The sequence below is a fragment of the Actinomadura coerulea genome (genome assembly GCF_014208105.1).
GTDB lineage: Bacteria > Actinomycetota > Actinomycetes > Streptosporangiales > Streptosporangiaceae > Spirillospora > Spirillospora coerulea.
The window spans coordinates 5878336-5894716 of the sequence record NZ_JACHMQ010000001.1 but is presented as its reverse complement, the minus strand read 5'-3'; the positions used below and the strand labels follow the sequence as shown (position 1 = coordinate 5894716).

Annotated in this window: 15 protein-coding genes; 9 read left to right on the top strand and 6 right to left on the bottom strand. The window is 66.4% G+C overall.

The features are described from left to right. Positions 1–40: 40 nt before the first annotated feature. The gene (locus tag BKA00_RS27100; protein WP_185029484.1) at positions 41–922 is read right to left on the bottom strand and encodes a phosphorothioated DNA-binding restriction endonuclease; all 882 of its coding nucleotides are present in this window, start codon (positions 920–922) and stop codon (positions 41–43) included. Positions 923–1535: 613 nt separating this feature from the next. On the opposite strand from BKA00_RS27100, the gene BKA00_RS27095 reads away from it, so the two are divergent. Together BKA00_RS27095 and BKA00_RS27090 are read left to right on the top strand one after the other, a co-directional pair. Then, positions 1536–2114: a dienelactone hydrolase family protein gene (locus BKA00_RS27095; RefSeq protein ID WP_221493305.1), complete on the top strand. Its 579-nt coding sequence runs from the start codon at positions 1536–1538 to the stop codon at positions 2112–2114. A gap of 159 nt (positions 2115–2273) precedes the next feature. Beyond that, complete coding sequence (locus BKA00_RS27090; RefSeq protein ID WP_185029480.1) at positions 2274–4304, top strand: DNA translocase FtsK; 2031 nt, start codon at positions 2274–2276, stop codon at positions 4302–4304. A gap of 124 nt (positions 4305–4428) precedes the next feature. Here the strand turns inward: BKA00_RS27090 and BKA00_RS27085 are convergent, their stop codons facing one another. Next, positions 4429–5211, bottom strand: a complete 783-nt coding sequence (locus BKA00_RS27085) for a hypothetical protein (protein ID WP_185029478.1) — start codon at positions 5209–5211, stop codon at positions 4429–4431. 470 nt (positions 5212–5681) lie between these two features. Next, positions 5682–6587 carry an AAA family ATPase gene (locus tag BKA00_RS38365; RefSeq protein WP_221493304.1) on the bottom strand — a complete coding sequence of 302 codons (906 nt, stop codon included), beginning with the start codon at positions 6585–6587 and terminating at the stop codon, positions 5682–5684. A 769-nt stretch (positions 6588–7356) separates the two neighbouring features. Between BKA00_RS38365 and BKA00_RS27070 the strand changes: the two genes are divergently transcribed. After that, on the top strand, positions 7357–8700 hold the full coding sequence (locus BKA00_RS27070; protein ID WP_185029476.1) for a tyrosine-type recombinase/integrase: 1344 nt from the start codon (positions 7357–7359) through the stop codon (positions 8698–8700). A gap of 176 nt (positions 8701–8876) precedes the next feature. On the opposite strand, the gene BKA00_RS27065 is transcribed toward BKA00_RS27070, so the two are convergent. Next, positions 8877–10100 (bottom strand): hypothetical protein, encoded by a 1224-nt coding sequence (locus tag BKA00_RS27065; protein WP_185029474.1) that lies wholly within the window; start codon positions 10098–10100, stop codon positions 8877–8879. A 170-nt stretch (positions 10101–10270) separates the two neighbouring features. Here BKA00_RS27065 and BKA00_RS27060 point away from each other — a divergent pair, with 170 nt between their 5' ends. The 4 genes from BKA00_RS27060 to BKA00_RS27045 all read left to right on the top strand — a co-directional run bounded on the left by BKA00_RS27060 (position 10271) and on the right by BKA00_RS27045 (position 13053). Then, positions 10271–10552, top strand: coding sequence for a calcium-binding protein (locus tag BKA00_RS27060; protein WP_185029472.1), 282 nt, complete (start codon positions 10271–10273; stop codon positions 10550–10552). 42 nt (positions 10553–10594) lie between these two features. Then, entirely contained in the window at positions 10595–11770 is a 1176-nt protein-coding gene (locus BKA00_RS27055) for a hypothetical protein (protein WP_185029470.1), read from the top strand. A gap of 60 nt (positions 11771–11830) precedes the next feature. After that, positions 11831–12292, top strand: a complete 462-nt coding sequence (locus BKA00_RS27050) for an NUDIX domain-containing protein (protein WP_221493303.1) — start codon at positions 11831–11833, stop codon at positions 12290–12292. A 173-nt stretch (positions 12293–12465) separates the two neighbouring features. Further along, positions 12466–13053 (top strand): DUF6939 family protein, encoded by a 588-nt coding sequence (locus tag BKA00_RS27045; RefSeq protein ID WP_185029468.1) that lies wholly within the window; start codon positions 12466–12468, stop codon positions 13051–13053. A 194-nt stretch (positions 13054–13247) separates the two neighbouring features. Here BKA00_RS27045 and BKA00_RS27040 read toward each other — a convergent pair whose 3' ends face one another. Together BKA00_RS27040 and BKA00_RS27035 are read right to left on the bottom strand one after the other, a co-directional pair. Further along, the gene (locus BKA00_RS27040; protein WP_185029466.1) at positions 13248–13715 is read right to left on the bottom strand and encodes an NUDIX domain-containing protein; all 468 of its coding nucleotides are present in this window, start codon (positions 13713–13715) and stop codon (positions 13248–13250) included. A gap of 24 nt (positions 13716–13739) precedes the next feature. After that, positions 13740–14966 carry a helix-turn-helix domain-containing protein gene (locus BKA00_RS27035; protein ID WP_185029463.1) on the bottom strand — a complete coding sequence of 409 codons (1227 nt, stop codon included), beginning with the start codon at positions 14964–14966 and terminating at the stop codon, positions 13740–13742. A 174-nt stretch (positions 14967–15140) separates the two neighbouring features. Between BKA00_RS27035 and BKA00_RS27030 the strand changes: the two genes are divergently transcribed. Further along, positions 15141–16214 carry a radical SAM protein gene (locus tag BKA00_RS27030; RefSeq protein WP_230299342.1) on the top strand — a complete coding sequence of 358 codons (1074 nt, stop codon included), beginning with the start codon at positions 15141–15143 and terminating at the stop codon, positions 16212–16214. Beyond that, the gene (locus tag BKA00_RS40065) at positions 16211–16342 is read left to right on the top strand and encodes a hypothetical protein (RefSeq protein WP_268248267.1); all 132 of its coding nucleotides are present in this window, start codon (positions 16211–16213) and stop codon (positions 16340–16342) included. Before BKA00_RS27030 ends, BKA00_RS40065 begins: the two co-directional genes overlap by 4 nt. Positions 16343–16381 lie beyond the last annotated feature (39 nt).

Sequence of the window (16381 nt, the reverse complement as noted above, 5' to 3'; positions counted from 1 at the left end):
ACGGCGGGCCGGACGTGCCGCCGATCCAGGCTGTGCCCCGTCACGCCGCCCGGGCAGGGGAGCGAAATACCTCGCGGGCGTGCCAGGCAATGTGCTGGTCATCCACGTCGGGGAAGGCTCTCTGCGGCGTGCTGATCGGACGTCCCGCCAGAGCGTGAACCTGATGGCGGGCGGCCGGACCGCGCCCGACGTAGTGCACCGACACGGTGACCCGCCGATCCTCGGCTATGCCGAGGGCGCCCTTGTCGAAGAGCTTGTGGTGCAGCGCGCACAGGCAGATGCCGTTGGTGATGTCGTCGGGACCGTCGAAGGCCCACCAGCGGACGTGCGCGGCGTCCAGCCCGACCGCGGTCCCGTTCAGCCAGCCGTCATAGCCGCAGAACGCGCACCGGTACTCATAGGCGACCATGATCTGCTCGCGGAAGGCCCGGTCGCGCCGCCGCGGGATCACCGCGCCCGCAGCCTCGACCGACTCCAGGTCGATCCCAGCGGCGGCGCAGATGTCGTCGTGCAACGAGGGCTCGAAGTTGACGTCCAGGATGGCGCGGCACAGCTGCGGCAACAGCCGCGGATCATCACGCAGCGCGGCCGCCAGCTCCCCGGTCAGCCGGCCTCGCGCGGCCCGGGCCCTCAGGTCGCCGACACCGGGCCCCGGGCTGCCGTCCCCGTCGGCGGTCTGTACTTCCCACAAACCATCGCTGGTCAGATAATGGAAGGGGTACGAGGGACTGGTTCTCCGGGGCGGCCCGAACTCCCGCAACAGCCCCGCAAGGTGCTTCTCGACCTCGCTGTAGAACATCGGAGCATCGCCGAACCGCTGGTAATGCCCGAGCGCGTACAGCAACAGCAGAGGTTTGTGCGGTGCCCGCTCCCCACCCCGCGACCACCGGCGGACCTCCGTAACCCGCTCGACCCAGTCCACGCCCGGCAGCCTATGGGACCCGCAATGGCGAGATCAGGTCATCTGCTCCGGCGGGGCACCCGCCGTGGATTCTCACGGCCACTGCTGGACAGAGCGACTCCCTGGCGCTTTCCGGAATCAGGTGATGTTCGGTGAGGGCGTTTCGCTCCAGTTGAGCGGCCTGGACGAGGACGCCGCGTGGGGCCTGCTCGTCCGGCAACTCGGCCGAGACCTGCGGGAGGTGCCAGTACGACGAGCGCTGACGCGAAGACCGGGTCCCGCGCGCCCGAGCCGCCGCGCCAAGGCTGGCGCTCCCCTTTTATTGGGGATCTGGCGCGAATTCCTCTCCCGGCTTGCGCGCCGTAGAGGCACTCGGGTCGGCCGAAGACGAGTCGTCCTTCAAGAACGGAGTCCGCTCCCAAAGGAAACGGACCGATCAACCATAAACCAACCCCAGAGCCTGGCCCGCCCGCAGGGCAGGCTGGGCTCCTCGTCCAGCCAGTGAAAGAGCCCTCGATGCCGGCTCCACCGACCGCGGGGAGTGGCGCCCGCGATGTCTGTCTGGACCCTGCGTCGGCGCGGGCCATACTCGTGCTGCGGTGCCGCCCGGGCTCCGCCGCACGAGGGGAGCGAGATGGCTGAGGTGCTGGTCTTCCACCACGGGCACGGGCTGACCGTCGGCATCCGTGGGTTCACCGAGCAGCTGCGACGTGCCGGACACACTGTTCACGTCCCGGACCTGTTCGAGGGGCAGATATTCGACAGCCTCCAGAACGGCATGAGCTACGTCGAGGACGTCGGGTTCGGCACGATCATCGCGCGCGGAACCGCCGCCACCGAGGGCCTGCCTGCTGAACTCGTCTACCTCGGGTTCTCGCTCGGAGTCCTGCCGGCGCAGAAACTGGCCCAGACCCGCCCCGGCGCGAAGGGTGCGCTGCTGCTGGAGGCGTGCCTCCCCGTCGCGGAATTTGGCGGGGCCTGGCCCGCCGCCATCCCGGTCCAGGTCCACGGCATGGACGCGGATCCGTTCTTCGCGGGGGAGGGCGACGTGGACGCAGCCCGGGCGCTCGTCGAGACGGCGGCGGATGCCGAACTGTTCCTCTACCCCGGTAACAGGCACCTCTTCATCGACAGCAGCCTGCCGTCGCACGACGAACACGCCGCAACGCAGACCACTGATCGAGTGCTGGACTTCCTCGACCGCATCAAATGACCAGGCCCTGGCTACGTGGATCGGTCGCCGTGCGTGCCTATTGCCAAAGGCTCGGTCGTTGCTCAGCTCCGTGAGCGATGCCCAGGGACAGCAGGTGAAATCTCCTAGGCTGGGTGGGAGCCTTGCGGGTAGGGCGACGGACGGTGCGAGGGCGGGATTGTGCAGCCGGGACTGGAATTGGCGGGCCGGTACCGCCTGGAGACGTTGCTGGGTCGCGGCGGCATGGGCGAGGTGTGGCGCGGGCTCGACTTGTCGTTGGAGCGTCCTGTCGCGTTGAAGGTTCTGCTACCCAACTGGCGCGATGAGAACGAAATGGTCCAGGCGATGGGCAGGTTCCGCCGCGAGGGCCGGGCCGCCGCCCGCCTGTCCCACCCGGCCATCGCTGCGGTCTTCGATGTCGGTGAGGAACGCGGGCACCCGTTCCTTGTCCTTGAGCTGCTGACCGGGCAGGACCTGCGCAAGATCCTGGAACGGCAACCCGGCGGCCTGCCCATTGAGCTGGTCCTGGACTACGGGGCCCAGGTGGCCGAAGGGCTGGCGGCCGCGCACGCGGCCGGGGTGGTGCACCGCGATATCAAGCCGGCCAATCTGATGCTGCTGCCAAGCGGGCAGGTGAAGATATGCGACTTCGGCATCGCCAGACTGCAGGGCGCCACGGCGGGACTGTCGGCGACAGGCGTCCGAATGGGCACCTTCGCTTACATGCCTCCCGAGCAGGCCGCCGGCAAGCCCCTGGACGGACGGGCCGACCTGTACGCCCTCGGCTGCACTCTGTTCCACATGCTCACGGGCCGGTACGTCTTCCCTGGCGACGATCTGCAGGCCATCGTCGCCCAGCACCTGGCCAGACCCGCCCCCTCCCCCCGCGCGCTGCGACTCGACACCCCCATCGAGCTGGACGCGCTCATCCTGGCCCTACTCGCCAAAACCCCCGATGACCGCCCTGCGGATGCCGCCGCCGTAGCACGCGAACTGAAGCGCATCGGGCGCCTGTCATCAACGGTCAACGCTCGGTACGTGCTGCCCGATCCGGCGGCGTTGCGGCCCGGCAGTGTGTCCAAGCCGCGGACGAAGGCCAATGACACGGTGGTGAACGCGCTTACCGGGGTGTTGGAGCAGTTCGACATCGATGCGCAGGTCACGGGGTTCACGCGGGGGCCGACGATCACGCGGTACGAGATCGAGCTGGGTCCGGCGGTGAAGGTGGAGAAGGTCACGGCGTTGACCAAGAACATCGCGTATGCGGTGAAGAGCGCCGATGTGCGGATCATCTCGCCGATTCCGGGGAAGTCGGCGATCGGGGTGGAGATCCCCAACACCGACAAGGACATCGTCAGCCTCGGTGACGTGCTGCGCTCGCCTGCGGCGACCAACGAGCATCATCCGATGATCGTGGGTTTGGGCAAGGACGTCGAGGGCCGCACGGTGGTGGCGAACCTGGCGAAGATGCCGCACATCCTGATCGCGGGCGCCACCGGGGCCGGCAAGTCGACGTGCATCAACGGGCTCATCACCTCGGTCCTGATGCGGGCCACCCCTGACGAGGTGCGGATGATCCTGGTCGATCCCAAGCGGGTCGAGCTGACGATGTACCAGGGCATCCCGCACCTGATCACGCCGATCATCACCAATCCCAAGAAGGCCGCCGAGGCCCTGGAGTGGGTCGTGGGCGAGATGGACCGCCGCTACGACGACCTGGCCGCCTCGGGGTACCGGCACATCGACGACTTCAACAAGGCGGTGAAGGCGGGCAAGCTGGTGCCGCCGCCCGGCAGCGAGCGCGTGTACACCCCGTACCCGTACATGCTCGTCATCGTCGACGAGCTGGCCGATCTGATGATGGTCGCGCCGCGCGACGTGGAGGACTCGGTCGTGCGCATCACCCAGCTCGCCCGCGCCGCGGGGATCCACCTGGTCCTGGCGACCCAGCGACCGTCGGTGGACGTGGTCACCGGGCTCATCAAGGCCAACGTGCCGTCCCGGCTGGCGTTCGCGACGTCCTCGCTGTCGGACAGCCGCGTCATCCTCGACCAGCCGGGCGCCGAAAAGCTCGTCGGGCAGGGCGACGCCCTGTTCCTGCCGATGGGCGCGAGCAAGCCCATGCGCCTGCAGAACGCCTACGTCTCGGAGAAGGAGATCCACAGCGTCGTCGACCACTGCAAGGCGCAGACAAAGGCGAACCACCACTGACGTGTTCGACCCGGCCGAACCCGGCAGCCGGGCCACCCGAAGCCTGGGTCTCCGAAGTAACACAACGTCCGCTCATGCCACTGGTCGTGCGCTGCTGATCGCGGTGCCCGCCCAGCGGGCGGCGTCACGATTCAGCTGGGACGTCGGTGAGGTCGAGCCGATACCAGTCCGTGCCGGTAAGGATGTGCAGATCAGGCCCACGTCCGATGACGCGCGCGTCGCCGGGGAGTTCCTCCCCACCCGGAAGGACCACCCGATACTCCCCGCTACTCCGCATCTGGCCGTCGCTCAGTTGGCCTACGACCAGCCGATCGCGGTCGGCGCTGTACCCGCCGTACAGGGCGATGCGTGAGCCGTCGGTGATGAGCGCGTTCGCGGCAGTGCCGTCGCCGCGCCAGCCGGCGAGAACACCATCATGAACGCGGACAATGGGGAAGCTCGTGTAGTAGCACGTCCAAGCGGTGTCCGCGTCGACGTTGAGCGCATAGCAGTCGCTGATCGCGCCCCACGGATTGTCCTCGTGAAAGGGGAACCGCCAGTCGACCTTCAAATCCGGGGAGAATCGCACGAGCCCGCATGAGCCGATCGGTTCCCGGCCGTCGGCCCTGCCCCAGCCGAAGTTTCCGAAGACACCTTCGTCGAAGTAGCCCACCCACACGTGGCCAGTGCCGGTGGTGAAGACGTGCTCGATGCCGTCCCCGAGCGTTTCGGCGGCCAGAGCGGTCCCGTCGGCGGAATAGATGATCGCATTGCGGTCCGGACCGTCCTGGCGCCATCGAGCCCTGGCGCCCACGGCCAGGACCCGGCCGTCCGGCAGCGGCTGGACGGTCGGGTGCGCGAGCGGGAAGTCATGGATCGTGACCACGTTGGACAACGCCGGCGAATGCAGCGTCACGCGAGCGGTCACCGGGCGAGAAGCCCGAGGGTCTGGGAAAACAGCCCAGCCCGGCTGCGTCGTCGTCGACCTCACAGCCGGCACATCGGCAGGAGCCGACCACAGCGCTATGAGGTCACCGCCGGGACCGATCGAGGCGTTCACCAATGCATCGCCGCTCTGGGACCCCGCGATGCGAGCATGGTGACGCACGGGAAGAGACACCTTAGGTTCCATGGACCGCCGCTTACGCTGCTGCTTCACCCCGCCACTCCACCACCGCGATCCAATTAGGGCCACCGATTATTTGAGGCCGTCCCAGCAGTACCCTTTGCCGCCATCAGTACATCGCCCTGCCGTCCGGCACGCCTCTACGTCAACATCGCGCCCTAGCCGTAACGGGCCCAACCCAGAACCTCACGGCCTCAGGACCTCACCCAGCCATTTGGCCGCCACCGTTGTCATGAAGTGAAGTGGCCGTACCTGAGTTCCCTTCGGCCGCATCAGACGAAACAGAAGCGAGCGGCGGCTTCAGCGGGCGTGGTCGCTTGGCCACGTCCGGGGACATCGTGGACGGCGGTCGCACCTTCGGACCGGAGCTGGTCGGCACCGGCATCCCGGGTCATGACGGCGGCGTAGTCACGCACCTCCCCGGAAGTGAGATCCGTGCGGCCTCGCTCGGTGTACTGCTGAAGGAGGTCGGTGACATCCGGGTCGAACCGCAACATGGTCACCGGAGCATTGAAGCGCCTGGCTATGGCGATGAGCCGCGCGCGTGCCTGCGGTGTGACGTTCGTCGACTCGGCGACCGCGGTGCGTCCCGCGGAGAGCCTGGCAACGATCCTGCGGTCACGTGTCTCGAAGATCCGCGCGTCCGCCGCGTCGGATTCGGTCTCCGAGGATGAGGTCCCGAAGAGCTCCGCGCGGATCGCGTCGCTGGACACCACGGCTTCCGCATCGATCTGCCGGCGCTCGATCAGTGCCTGGACGAAGCTGGTCTTGCCCGAGGCTGGCGGGCCGACCAGGACAACGAGTCCTGCCGGCACCCGGATGACCGGCGCGAGAGCACTGAGGTAGAGGTCCCCCGCGCAGTCAAGAGCTTCCTCCGGGGAGCCGACGGGCAGCCCGCTGGGCAGGAGTTGGTCACGGTATGCCTTGTTGCCGCCCAGGTATAGGGCGAAGCCCCAGGTTTGCAGACCGCCGTTAAATCGCAGTCGGCACAGCGGCAGCCTCTCTTCACCGGGGAACTCGGCTGCCACATAAGCGAATCCCTGGCGAAAGCGGACCGTGATGGCGTCCACGTGAGGCCAGCATTCGAGTGCATGGCGGTTCAGGCGCCGGAGCACGTGGCGCTGCATCGCTTCCGACGGATCCTTCGTCATGAACCCATCCTGCCGGTACTCCACCACCGCCGTGATCGTAGCCGCGAGGATGAACGAGAGACAGGACGCCGACCGGCCGAGCCCCAGGTCCGCGCAGCGATCACGGCCACGCAGCCAACCTACGGCCACTCCCAAAGACCGACCTGGCCGCACCGCCTCCCCTCAGCAGTGCCCGGACGCCTGCTCACACCCCCTGCGTCCGATGCGCTCACAACCTTTCGAAGTCGACCACCATGCCGCGACTTCCGGCACCCGGACGATCCTCTCGAGAACCTCACCATCGCCACGTGCCGCAGGCCGTACTACGACCTTGCCTCCGCATAGTTTCCTGCTCTAGGTGACTCCAGGGCGGCAGAGTACTGAGCTTAAAAAGATAGGTCGACGCGAAGGGCCGGACACCACCAGCCTTTCTCTCTCCCAAAAGTCAGGATTAGAAGGCGCGCGAGCGGCCTTAGCGGTACGGGCGAATAGAGCGGTATGCTTGACGAATATGCCAACACAGTGCATCCCTGCAAGCCAGGGCGAACGGCGTAACATCTCAAGTTAATGCGCCCTGGGCAGTGCAAGATTGACAACCTTAACGTTCTCCGGGCTAGCTAGATCTGAACCTGCGACCTCTTAATCCCGAAGGGCATATTGTACGTTTTCTGCGGCTCGCAGAAAACGCTGGATCTCGATAAAATCCCAGGTAGATGGCCTGTTCGGCTGCCAGCGCGTGATCTCCAGGGTCACGCCATCACTCGCAGTCCGGGGTCAAACGAGGGTCAGATGATCAAGCCTGGGAGGCGGGAAGCCCATGGGGCAGACACGCAAGAGAGTGGGTAAGGACGGCAAGCCACGTTACACGGCCTACTACGACGACATTCGCGGCCAGCGAAGGTCTGCTGGAACCTTTGCGAGCAAGAAAGAAGCGGACAAAGCATGGCAGCGCGCCGAAGTGAAGGTCTCGGAAGGTAGAACCGGAGAACCTGCCCGCGGAAGGCAGCGATTCAGAGACTACGTCGAGAACACCTGGCTCCCGAACCACGAGATGGAGGCCAGCACCCGGGAGGGCTACACCTACGCCATCCACAAGCACCTCATGCCGGAGTTCGGCGGCATGCGGATGGTCGACATCCTCCCCGAGCACGTCCGAGCCTGGATCGCCAAGCTCAAGAACCAGGGCATGAAGCCCGTGACCATCCAGTGCAACAAGATCATCCTCAGTGCCATCTTCACCACGGCACTGGACGACCAGGTCACCTACCTGCACCCCTGCCGTGGGGTGAAGTCTCCTCCCATCGCGCGCAAGCCGCTCCAGATCGTCACCCCCGAGCAGTTCGACGACGTCTACAACGCCCTCCCCGAAGGCACCTTCCGCCTCCTCGCCGAAACCGAGATCGAGAGCGGCCTCCGCTGGGGCGAACTCAGCGAACTGCGTCCCAAGGACCTCAACCTCAAGACGCGCATCCTCACGGTCAGCCGCACGGTCGTGGAGCTCAACCCGAAGTTCCACCCGAAAGGCGGCCACTCCCTCGTCAAGGACTACCCGAAGGACAAGGAGTACCGCCGCTTCAAGCTCAGCGCCCAGATGACCGAGAAGCTCGAAGAGCACATCAGGGCGGCACGCCTCACCCGAGACGACCTCTTCTTCCACATGCCGCCTCAAGACAAGCCCCGCGCCCGCATCACCGAGATCCCAGACCCGGAGACCCTCGGCCGAACCGAACCCAACGAGAAGGGCCGCACCTACAACCACGGCACCCTCAGCGGCTACACCGCCGGCCGCTGCCGCTGCGACTACTGCCGAGGCGCCTTCTCCCTCTACCGAGCCGCCCGCCGCGCCAACGGCAAAGACAACCCGCGCCCCCTACGCACGCGCATGACGGACGGCCACATCCCCAACGACTGGTTCCGCCGCAACATCTGGAACCCAGCCATCGCCGTCGCCGGCCTCGACTTCAGGCCGACCATGCGCGACCTACGCCACGCCCACGCCTCCTGGCTCCTCAACGGCGGCGCCGACCTACAGATAGTCAAAGAACGCCTCGGCCACGCCTCCATCGCCACCACAGAGCGCTACCTACACACCCTCCCCGACGCCGACGAAACCGCCCTCGAAGCCCTAGCCAGAACCCGCAGCAGGTCAACCGCGCGATAGTCGAGAAGAATCGGCGGGGAGGGTCAGCCAACCCTTCCCGCTCCAGTCCAACGATGTGAAGCCGGGGCGGGGGACCACTTGCATCCCGACCTGCCTCGGACTCCGCTCTTGCTCACGACCACGCTAGCTAACATGTCCAACTGGCATGGTCGTCCGTTCCTGCTCAAGAGTGCTGGTCACGGACGCAGCCCTGCCCGGTCCAGCCTGGCTACGAACGACGTCTTGCGCTTGTGGCGGTTCCGGAGGTCGGCCAGGTAGCCGGCGAAACCGTCTTCGTCACCTGATCGCCGGTACGCCTCACCGAGTCGGGTGATCGTTTTGACCGCCTTGTTGTAGCGGTACTTGTCGCCGGTCATCGCCAACCGCAGCTCGATCAGGTCCTGGTAGGGCGCGATCACGTCGGCGGGGTGCCCGATCTCCCAGAGCTCGATCAGCCGGAACCACTGCGACTCGTGCAGGTCGTTCGGATGCGCGACCGCGAGGTGCCATGCCTCGTCCAGAAGGTTCTCATCGATCAAGACGTTGAGTAGTTCCGTGACGTAGCGGTGGTCGACCTGTGCCCGGCCGCGGATCACGCTCAACGCCGAGTTGCGCAGGTCGGGCCACTGGCCGGCGCGTTCGGCGGTCTTGCGGAGCGCTACGTAGTCGATGTGCAGCGTCCGGTGCTCCAGTGCGGTCCGGCGCAATGCGATGGCCTCGTCACCGCGACCGTGGTCCAACAGGAGATCCACCAGACGGTTCCGCAGCTCGTCGGCCTGGTGGCCTCCGCTGTCACGCGTCAGCCCCTCGCGGGCCCACCGTTCCGCGTCACCGTCCCGTCCGGCCGCCCGGAATGCGTTCACGATCTCGGTGTAGCGGTAGGTGCCGCGCAGGTCCTCGGCCAGCACGGCGACATGCGCGTCCACGTCGCCCGAGACCGCCGCCAGTTGCTCCCGCAGGTCCCGCACGCCCACAGTCACCGCCCATGAGTCCGGATCATCGGTGGCACGACGCTCCTTCAAGAGGCGGGCGAGTTCGCTCAGGCCTCGTTCCCCCAGCGCGGCCTTGAACTCCGCCAGCCGGATGTCCGGCCAGCCTGGCCCGTCCAGTCGTGTCCTCACCAGCCAAGCAGCCAGCCGCTTGGCATCCGGCGGCGCCGCCGTGCACGCCCGGGCGTACAGGAGCATCAGCTCGCGCAATCGGTCGCCCACGATCCCCGACGAGTCGTCCAGATACAGCAACGCCGAGGTGACTCGCTCCACCGCCCGGCGCGCCAAGGGAACCGCCTGAGCCGCCGCCTCGCCTCTGATCAGGTGGTCGATCTCCGCCGCCACCTCGTCGGCCCGAGCCGCGTACTCGCGGCGTCCCCGGTAAGGGTCCCGGCGGCGGTCCCACCGCAATCCGTCGATCAACCGCCGCACCTCGTTGACCTGCGTGTCCGTCACAGAGCCATTCAAGCCGAACGGCGGAACCCGCCGAGCGCCGACATCCCGCGCAGCCAGGCATCCGAGCCGAGGACCGGCGCCACCCATTGATCGTCGGGTCGGGCGAAACCTCACATCCTCAGTCCGGCCTCACTACGCTGACCAGGGTGACAAGCCTGAGCGATGCCGAACTGGACGCCCTGGTTGAGCAGGCCATCGTCGACGCTTACGACGAGCACGAGCAACACGCCGCGTTCCATTGCCTGCTGGAAGAGCATTTGATCGTGCCCTTCCAGACCACTGTCCTGGGCGTCGAGGTGACCGTCACGAAGATTGATCTTTCGCCTGATGGGGAGATCGTTGGGATCTGCACCCGCGGCAAGCACCGGCAGGCTATCGGGATTCTCGATCTGCCGCTTCCAACGCCACGCCCGGCGGGCGCCGAATGAATCGACGCCTACCGGCACTGGGCCCGCTGACGACGAGCGAAGATGAGCGAATACCAGTACTACGAGTTCCTGGCCGTCGACCAGCCCCTGGACGAGCGGCAGCAGGCCGAAGTCCGCGCCCTGTCCACTCGGGCACGGATCACCGCCACCAGTTTCACCAACGAATACCACTGGGGAGATTTCCGGGGTAATCCGCGGACGATGATGCGGCGCTACTACGACGCCCATCTGTACGTCACCAACTGGGGAACCCACCAGGTGATGCTTCGCCTTCCCTGCAGCCTGCTCCCCATCAAGGCCGCCGAGCGGTACTTCATCGACCCCTACGTCACCGCCGAAGTTTCCGGAAAGCACCTCATCCTCGACCTGACCAGCCAGGACGAAGGCGGAGACTGGATCGAGGGCGCCGACGACTCCCTCTCGGCGATCATCGGAGTCCGCACCGAACTCGCCGCCGGGGATCTGCGTCCGCTCTACCTCGCCTGGCTCGCGGCCTACGGAACCTGGGAACGCGACGAGGACGCCTTCGATCAGGACGAGGACGACGAACTCGAGCCGCCGGTACCCGCAGGGCTGCGTTCCCTCACCGCCCCCCAGCGCGCTCTCGCCGACTTCCTGCGCCTCGACTCCGACCTGCTCCGGGTCGCCGCCCAGACGAGTCCGCCCCTGGCCGAGACCAAGGACGACCCCGGCAGACTCGCCAAGTGGATCGAAGAACTGCCCATGAAGGAGGGGAAGGTTCTCCTCCTCCGAGTCGCGCAGGGCCAGGGGCCCCAGGTCCAGATGGAGCTACTCCGCCGTTTCCGCGGCGAACCCGACGCCGCAAGCGCGGACCGTCCCCGCCGCACGGTGGCCGAGCTGCTGGACACCGCCGCCGCACTCCGCCACGAGCGTGAACGCAAAGCCGAGGCGGCACGCGCGGAACAGGAGGTCCGCCGCGAGCAACAGCGCGCGGCGGCCCGCGAGAAGAGACTCGACGCCATCGCCCGCGACCCGGAGATTACCTGGGCACGCATCGACGAACTGATCGACGCCCGCAAACCGTCCGACTACGACGTGGCCGTCGAACTCCTCAAGGACCTGCAGGTCATCGCCGACCGTGCCGGCCTCCGCCAGGAGTTCACCGCGCGGCTCACGCACCTGCGCGGAAAGCACCACCGGAAAACGGGCCTCATCGCCCGCTTCGACCGCGCCGCCCTGCCCGCGGCACGGTCATGACCACCGCGCCGCCGTCGTGAACACCGTCGCCTCGCTTCCCGGGTGGGCTAACCTCCCAGCGTGACCACCGCGTCGGGGCTCGACATCCGGAAATTGCATGCCGGCGCCGACCGCGACGGCATCACCAAACTCGTGGTCGGCGCCATCGTCCATGCCGATGGCCGAGTTCTCATCCTGCGCCGCTCTGCCGAGGACACGTTCATGGCTGGCATCGAAGAACTCCCCTCAGGCGGCGTCGAGCCCGGCGAGAACCTGCTCACCGCACTGGAACGCGAACTCGCCGAAGAAATCGGCTGGAGCGGACCGCTCATCATCGATCCCGGCTTTGTCACCTACTTCGACTACATCTCCGGTTCCGGCCGCAGAGCCCGCCAATATACGTTCGGCGTGCCTCACCAAGGTCAGCCCGTCGTCCTGAGCACCGAACACACCGCCTACCGATGGCTCCGCCCCGCCGACCTGACCGACTCCGACGTCACTGCCGAGACCGCTCGAGCAATCCGGGACTTGACCGCCTCTTGATCCGACAGGAAGGCGGCGCGGGTGCGACCTGGACGAGTAGGACCGTGTGATCGTCGCTGCATTCCCACTGACAACGGTCACAGGAGCACGCATGTGGGCTTGTCTGCGGCGTCCAGTCTGTCAGTGGCATCGGGGATGCTGGCGGCTCATGTCACCGAGGCAGGGGGCTTCAGTTGTCGATCCGTGTTGCCAGCCGTCGCCGCGGGTTGGCGTCGCTGACCGCCGCGTTCCCCGGTGCTGAGGTCATCGATGTGACCTCCAAGGCGTCGGAGCCGTGGGTGCGGCTGAGTCCGTTCTATCCGCACGGTGGCATCCCGGTCCCCTACTGCGACGGCGTGACCAGCGAATCTGTGGAAGGGATCTGGCAGGCCCTCAAGGTCTTCAAGGACTCCGATGTCGACCCTGCGAAGCTCAGGATCACCAAGATGAAGGGGCTGAAGCGGACGGTGCGTCGATACGGTCCCGTCAAAGGTCACCGCACTGGCCTGTACGGTGACCGGCTCCTGCCCTACGAGACGGCCCGGCGCCGGATCTACCTGCCGGCCTACCGATGGGTCCTCGAACACCGCGTCGCTGATCTGGTCGAGCAGCTTCGGGACAAGGAGGATGTCGTCCTCCTGGACTACACCACCAACGGCGACGTCTCCGATCCCGCCAGCCCGCTCTCCCACGCCGCGCTCCTCCAACTGCACATAGAAGGCCGCTGGCCCCGAGAAGACGACACAGATGCTTCCAGCGCGGTCAGTGATCGAATGCAATGAATGACCTGGTGAGGGTGCGCCTTCGGTGAATCGACTGTGCCGTCCTGCCCGTGGGACCGTCGTGACCGAACACGCCGCCGCCGTCGCCGAAATAACAGCGCGGCAGCCGCGTGGACCAGTCTTGCTTTCGGGCTCGAACCGACCTCATCTTGGACTCGGCCGCGCAGGTCACTATCGGGTCGGTCTTCTCCTGCTCAGATGCGTTCGCCGTGTTCGAGGTAGCGGGTGCTGCTGTCGCGGTGGGCGGCGTGGGCGTGGAGAAGACGGCGAGCGAGACGCGGGATGGTCAGGTCGTGGATCTGGGCGATGTCGTGGAAGTGGTAGCCGACCAGTTCGCTGGGTTCGAGGCGGATGGCATTGAGTTGGTCGGGGTTGAGGGTGCCGCCGTCGAAGAGGAAGAGGACCTTGTCGCCCTCGGCCGCGTTGGGGGCCCAGTCGGCGACCAGGAGGCGTCCGATCTCTGGGCGGATGCCTAGTTCTTCAGCGACTTCGCGCTTCGCGGCTTGGTAGGGGGTCTCGTCGCGCTCGACGTAGCCGCCAGGGATGTCGCGGTAGTCCTTGTAGGACGGGTCGACCAGCATGATGTGGTCTTGCTCGTTGAAGAACAGGACACCTGCCGCTGCTCGGGCGTGGGCGAAGGTTGCTGCCGGGTCATCGGTCACGGGTGTTGAGCGTAGGAGATCGGGTTAGATGATGCTCATTCGGCGAGCGAGATCAGCCAGGAGGCGGCTTCTCTTGCCGGTAGCAGTGCCGCGGAGCTGGTGGACGAGTTGGCGGCTCATGACGTGGGCGTGCACCTGTTCGGCAGCCCGGCGCTCAGCGGTGAGCAGTTCGCTGATGGCCTCATCGACCTTGTTGCGGGCCCGGTAGGCGTTGACGACTTCAAGGCTGTGGCGGACCGAACGTTCGACAGGTAGGTGGGCGGTGGTGATGCCTGGAATGAGGTCGAGCGCGGTGGGGACATCACCCAGCGCCATGGCTGCAGTGACGCGGTGGATGCGCACGTTTGTGGGGCCAAATGCCGTCCACAGGTGGTTGGCGTCCGCGCCGAGCGCGTCGGCCATCTGCTCGGCTCGTCTCAGGTAGTCCATGGCATCGGCGCGGTTGTGGGCGCGGGCGGCGGCGACGGCTCCGGGGAGTAGCAGGGTTCCGTGGATCGACAGCAGCGTAGGTGAGAGATCAGCATGCTGGTGTTGTAGGTATCGCGACGCGTGTTGAGCCATTGTCGCTGCCTCGTCGAGGCGGCCTTGGGAGTGCAGTGCGTGGATCACCGAGCGGAACAGCGACCCAATGATCGTGGGGTCTGCGGTGCGTTCGGCCGCTGTCAGTCCGCGCTGAGCGGCGATCCAGGCGAGGTCGGCCTCACCGAGCTTGGTGAGCAGCATCGCGGCCGACTGGTTGGCAAGGGCGGCAAGCCGATCGGCGTTCGGCCGCTGTTCCTCGCGGGCTTCCCTGGCAGCGATCTGGGTCTGGGTGAGCAGCGCGGGCAGGCGGGCGAGCAACTGTCCGTAACATGAATGCTGATAGGCGGCCATCACTTCTGCCACATCGCGGCGAAGTACCTCCAGCCGGGGCGCTTCGGGCTCTGCTTCGATCGCTGCCAGCAGTGGGGACAGTTGCCGGTAGTCGGTGAGCGCAGAACGGACCGCGCTGACGTCCAGGTGGGACGGCTCACGGCGCGTCGACTCGGCAGGGTGCGGGTCGATGATGTCGAAGACGGAGATGCGCAGGGCATCGGCGAGTGCCCTGATGATCGAGAGTCTGTCCAAAGCCGCACGATCATTCTCGATCTTGCTGAGCCAGTCCTCGGTCCGTCCGACAAGGCCGGCCAAGACCTCTTGAGACATGCCTCGCCGGACGCGGTGCCAGGCCACGCGCTGCCCTGGTGATAGGTGCTGCAAGTGATCGGACATTACAGCCCCCTGTCAGGCGACCCCGGAATTTCTTTCCGGGTCGCACCCCTCCTGCGGTTTTAACGTCTTGGACGTCGCGCCGCAACGCGTCCGACGGATTCGAGCCGAGGCAATATGTACGGGACGGGCCAGATGTACCAATTAATCGCAAGTCCATTCCTAGGCGACTTTCTAGTGCTGAAGTCAGGAGAGACCCGAGGAATCAAGATTTCGCAGGGGGCCTACCGAGCACTTGCCGATGCCGAGGTGCTTCCTGATTGGCTGACGGCAGCCGCCCGAACCGCTTGGGGGATCGACCTTCACGGGCAGCCGCCCGGCGATCACCTGCTCATCCGCTGCGAATCGGTCCACGGGTTCGGCAAGGCGACCTATGAGCTGAATCTTGGCTGCAACTACGACTGTGAGCACTGCTACCTCGGCCTCAAGACCTTCGATGGGCTGGGCTGGCCCGAGCGTGAGCGGTTGCTGGAGGCAATCCGGGATGCCGGCGTCCTTTGGCTCCAGCTCACAGGTGGGGAGCCGATGGTGGATCGGCTGTTCGCCGCCGTCCACACCAAGGCCTACGAGCTGGGCATGATGGTGGAGATCTTGACCAACGGCTCCCGGCTGGCCAACCCAAAAATGCTCGACCTGCTGACGACCTACAGGCCGAGCAAGATGAGCCTCAGCGTCTATGGCGCTACAGCGGAGACCTACGACGGCCTCACCCGGAGGCCAGGCTCCTTCCGCAAGTTCATGCGCGGACTGTCGGCGGCGCACGAGGCCGGCCTCCAACTGGATCTGAGCCTGATCATCACCAACCGCAATGCCCATGAACTCCACCTCATGCGCCAACTGGCCGAACGGTTCGGGCTACGACATCGCGAGTACGCCAACATGTCCCCGACCATCCACGGCGGTGCTGAGAGCCTGCCCTCCCAGTCACCCCAGTTCCTGAGCAAGCGGGCACCCTTCACCGGCTGCGACGCCGGACACACGTCGTTCCACGTCGACCCGTTCGGCCGCGCGAGCATCTGCAAGATCGGCCGTGACCCCAACATCGACCTGGTACGCGAGGGGCCACAAGGGCTCCAACGCCTGGGCGGCATCAGCGACGATCTGCTACGCCGCCAGGGCGGATGCACCGGCTGCACGCTCCAGAGCACATGTGGGACGTGCATGCCGCTGGTGCAGCTCTACCGCAAAGCCAAAGCCCCGCTGGCCACCTACTGCCAGTACCAAGAGCCCCGAGAGGAGGTACCCCAGTGAGCATCACGATCGAGGTGCAGGACGGCCCCGCGACCGAGGAAGCCGTCGTCGAGATCGTCGAGGATGTCAACGACGCAGCCGAATACGCCATCGGCCTCGGCTGCGGCGACGACAACCCCTATCAATGACGACGCGTAGGGCACCGCAGCACGGCCCCTCGCCCATTC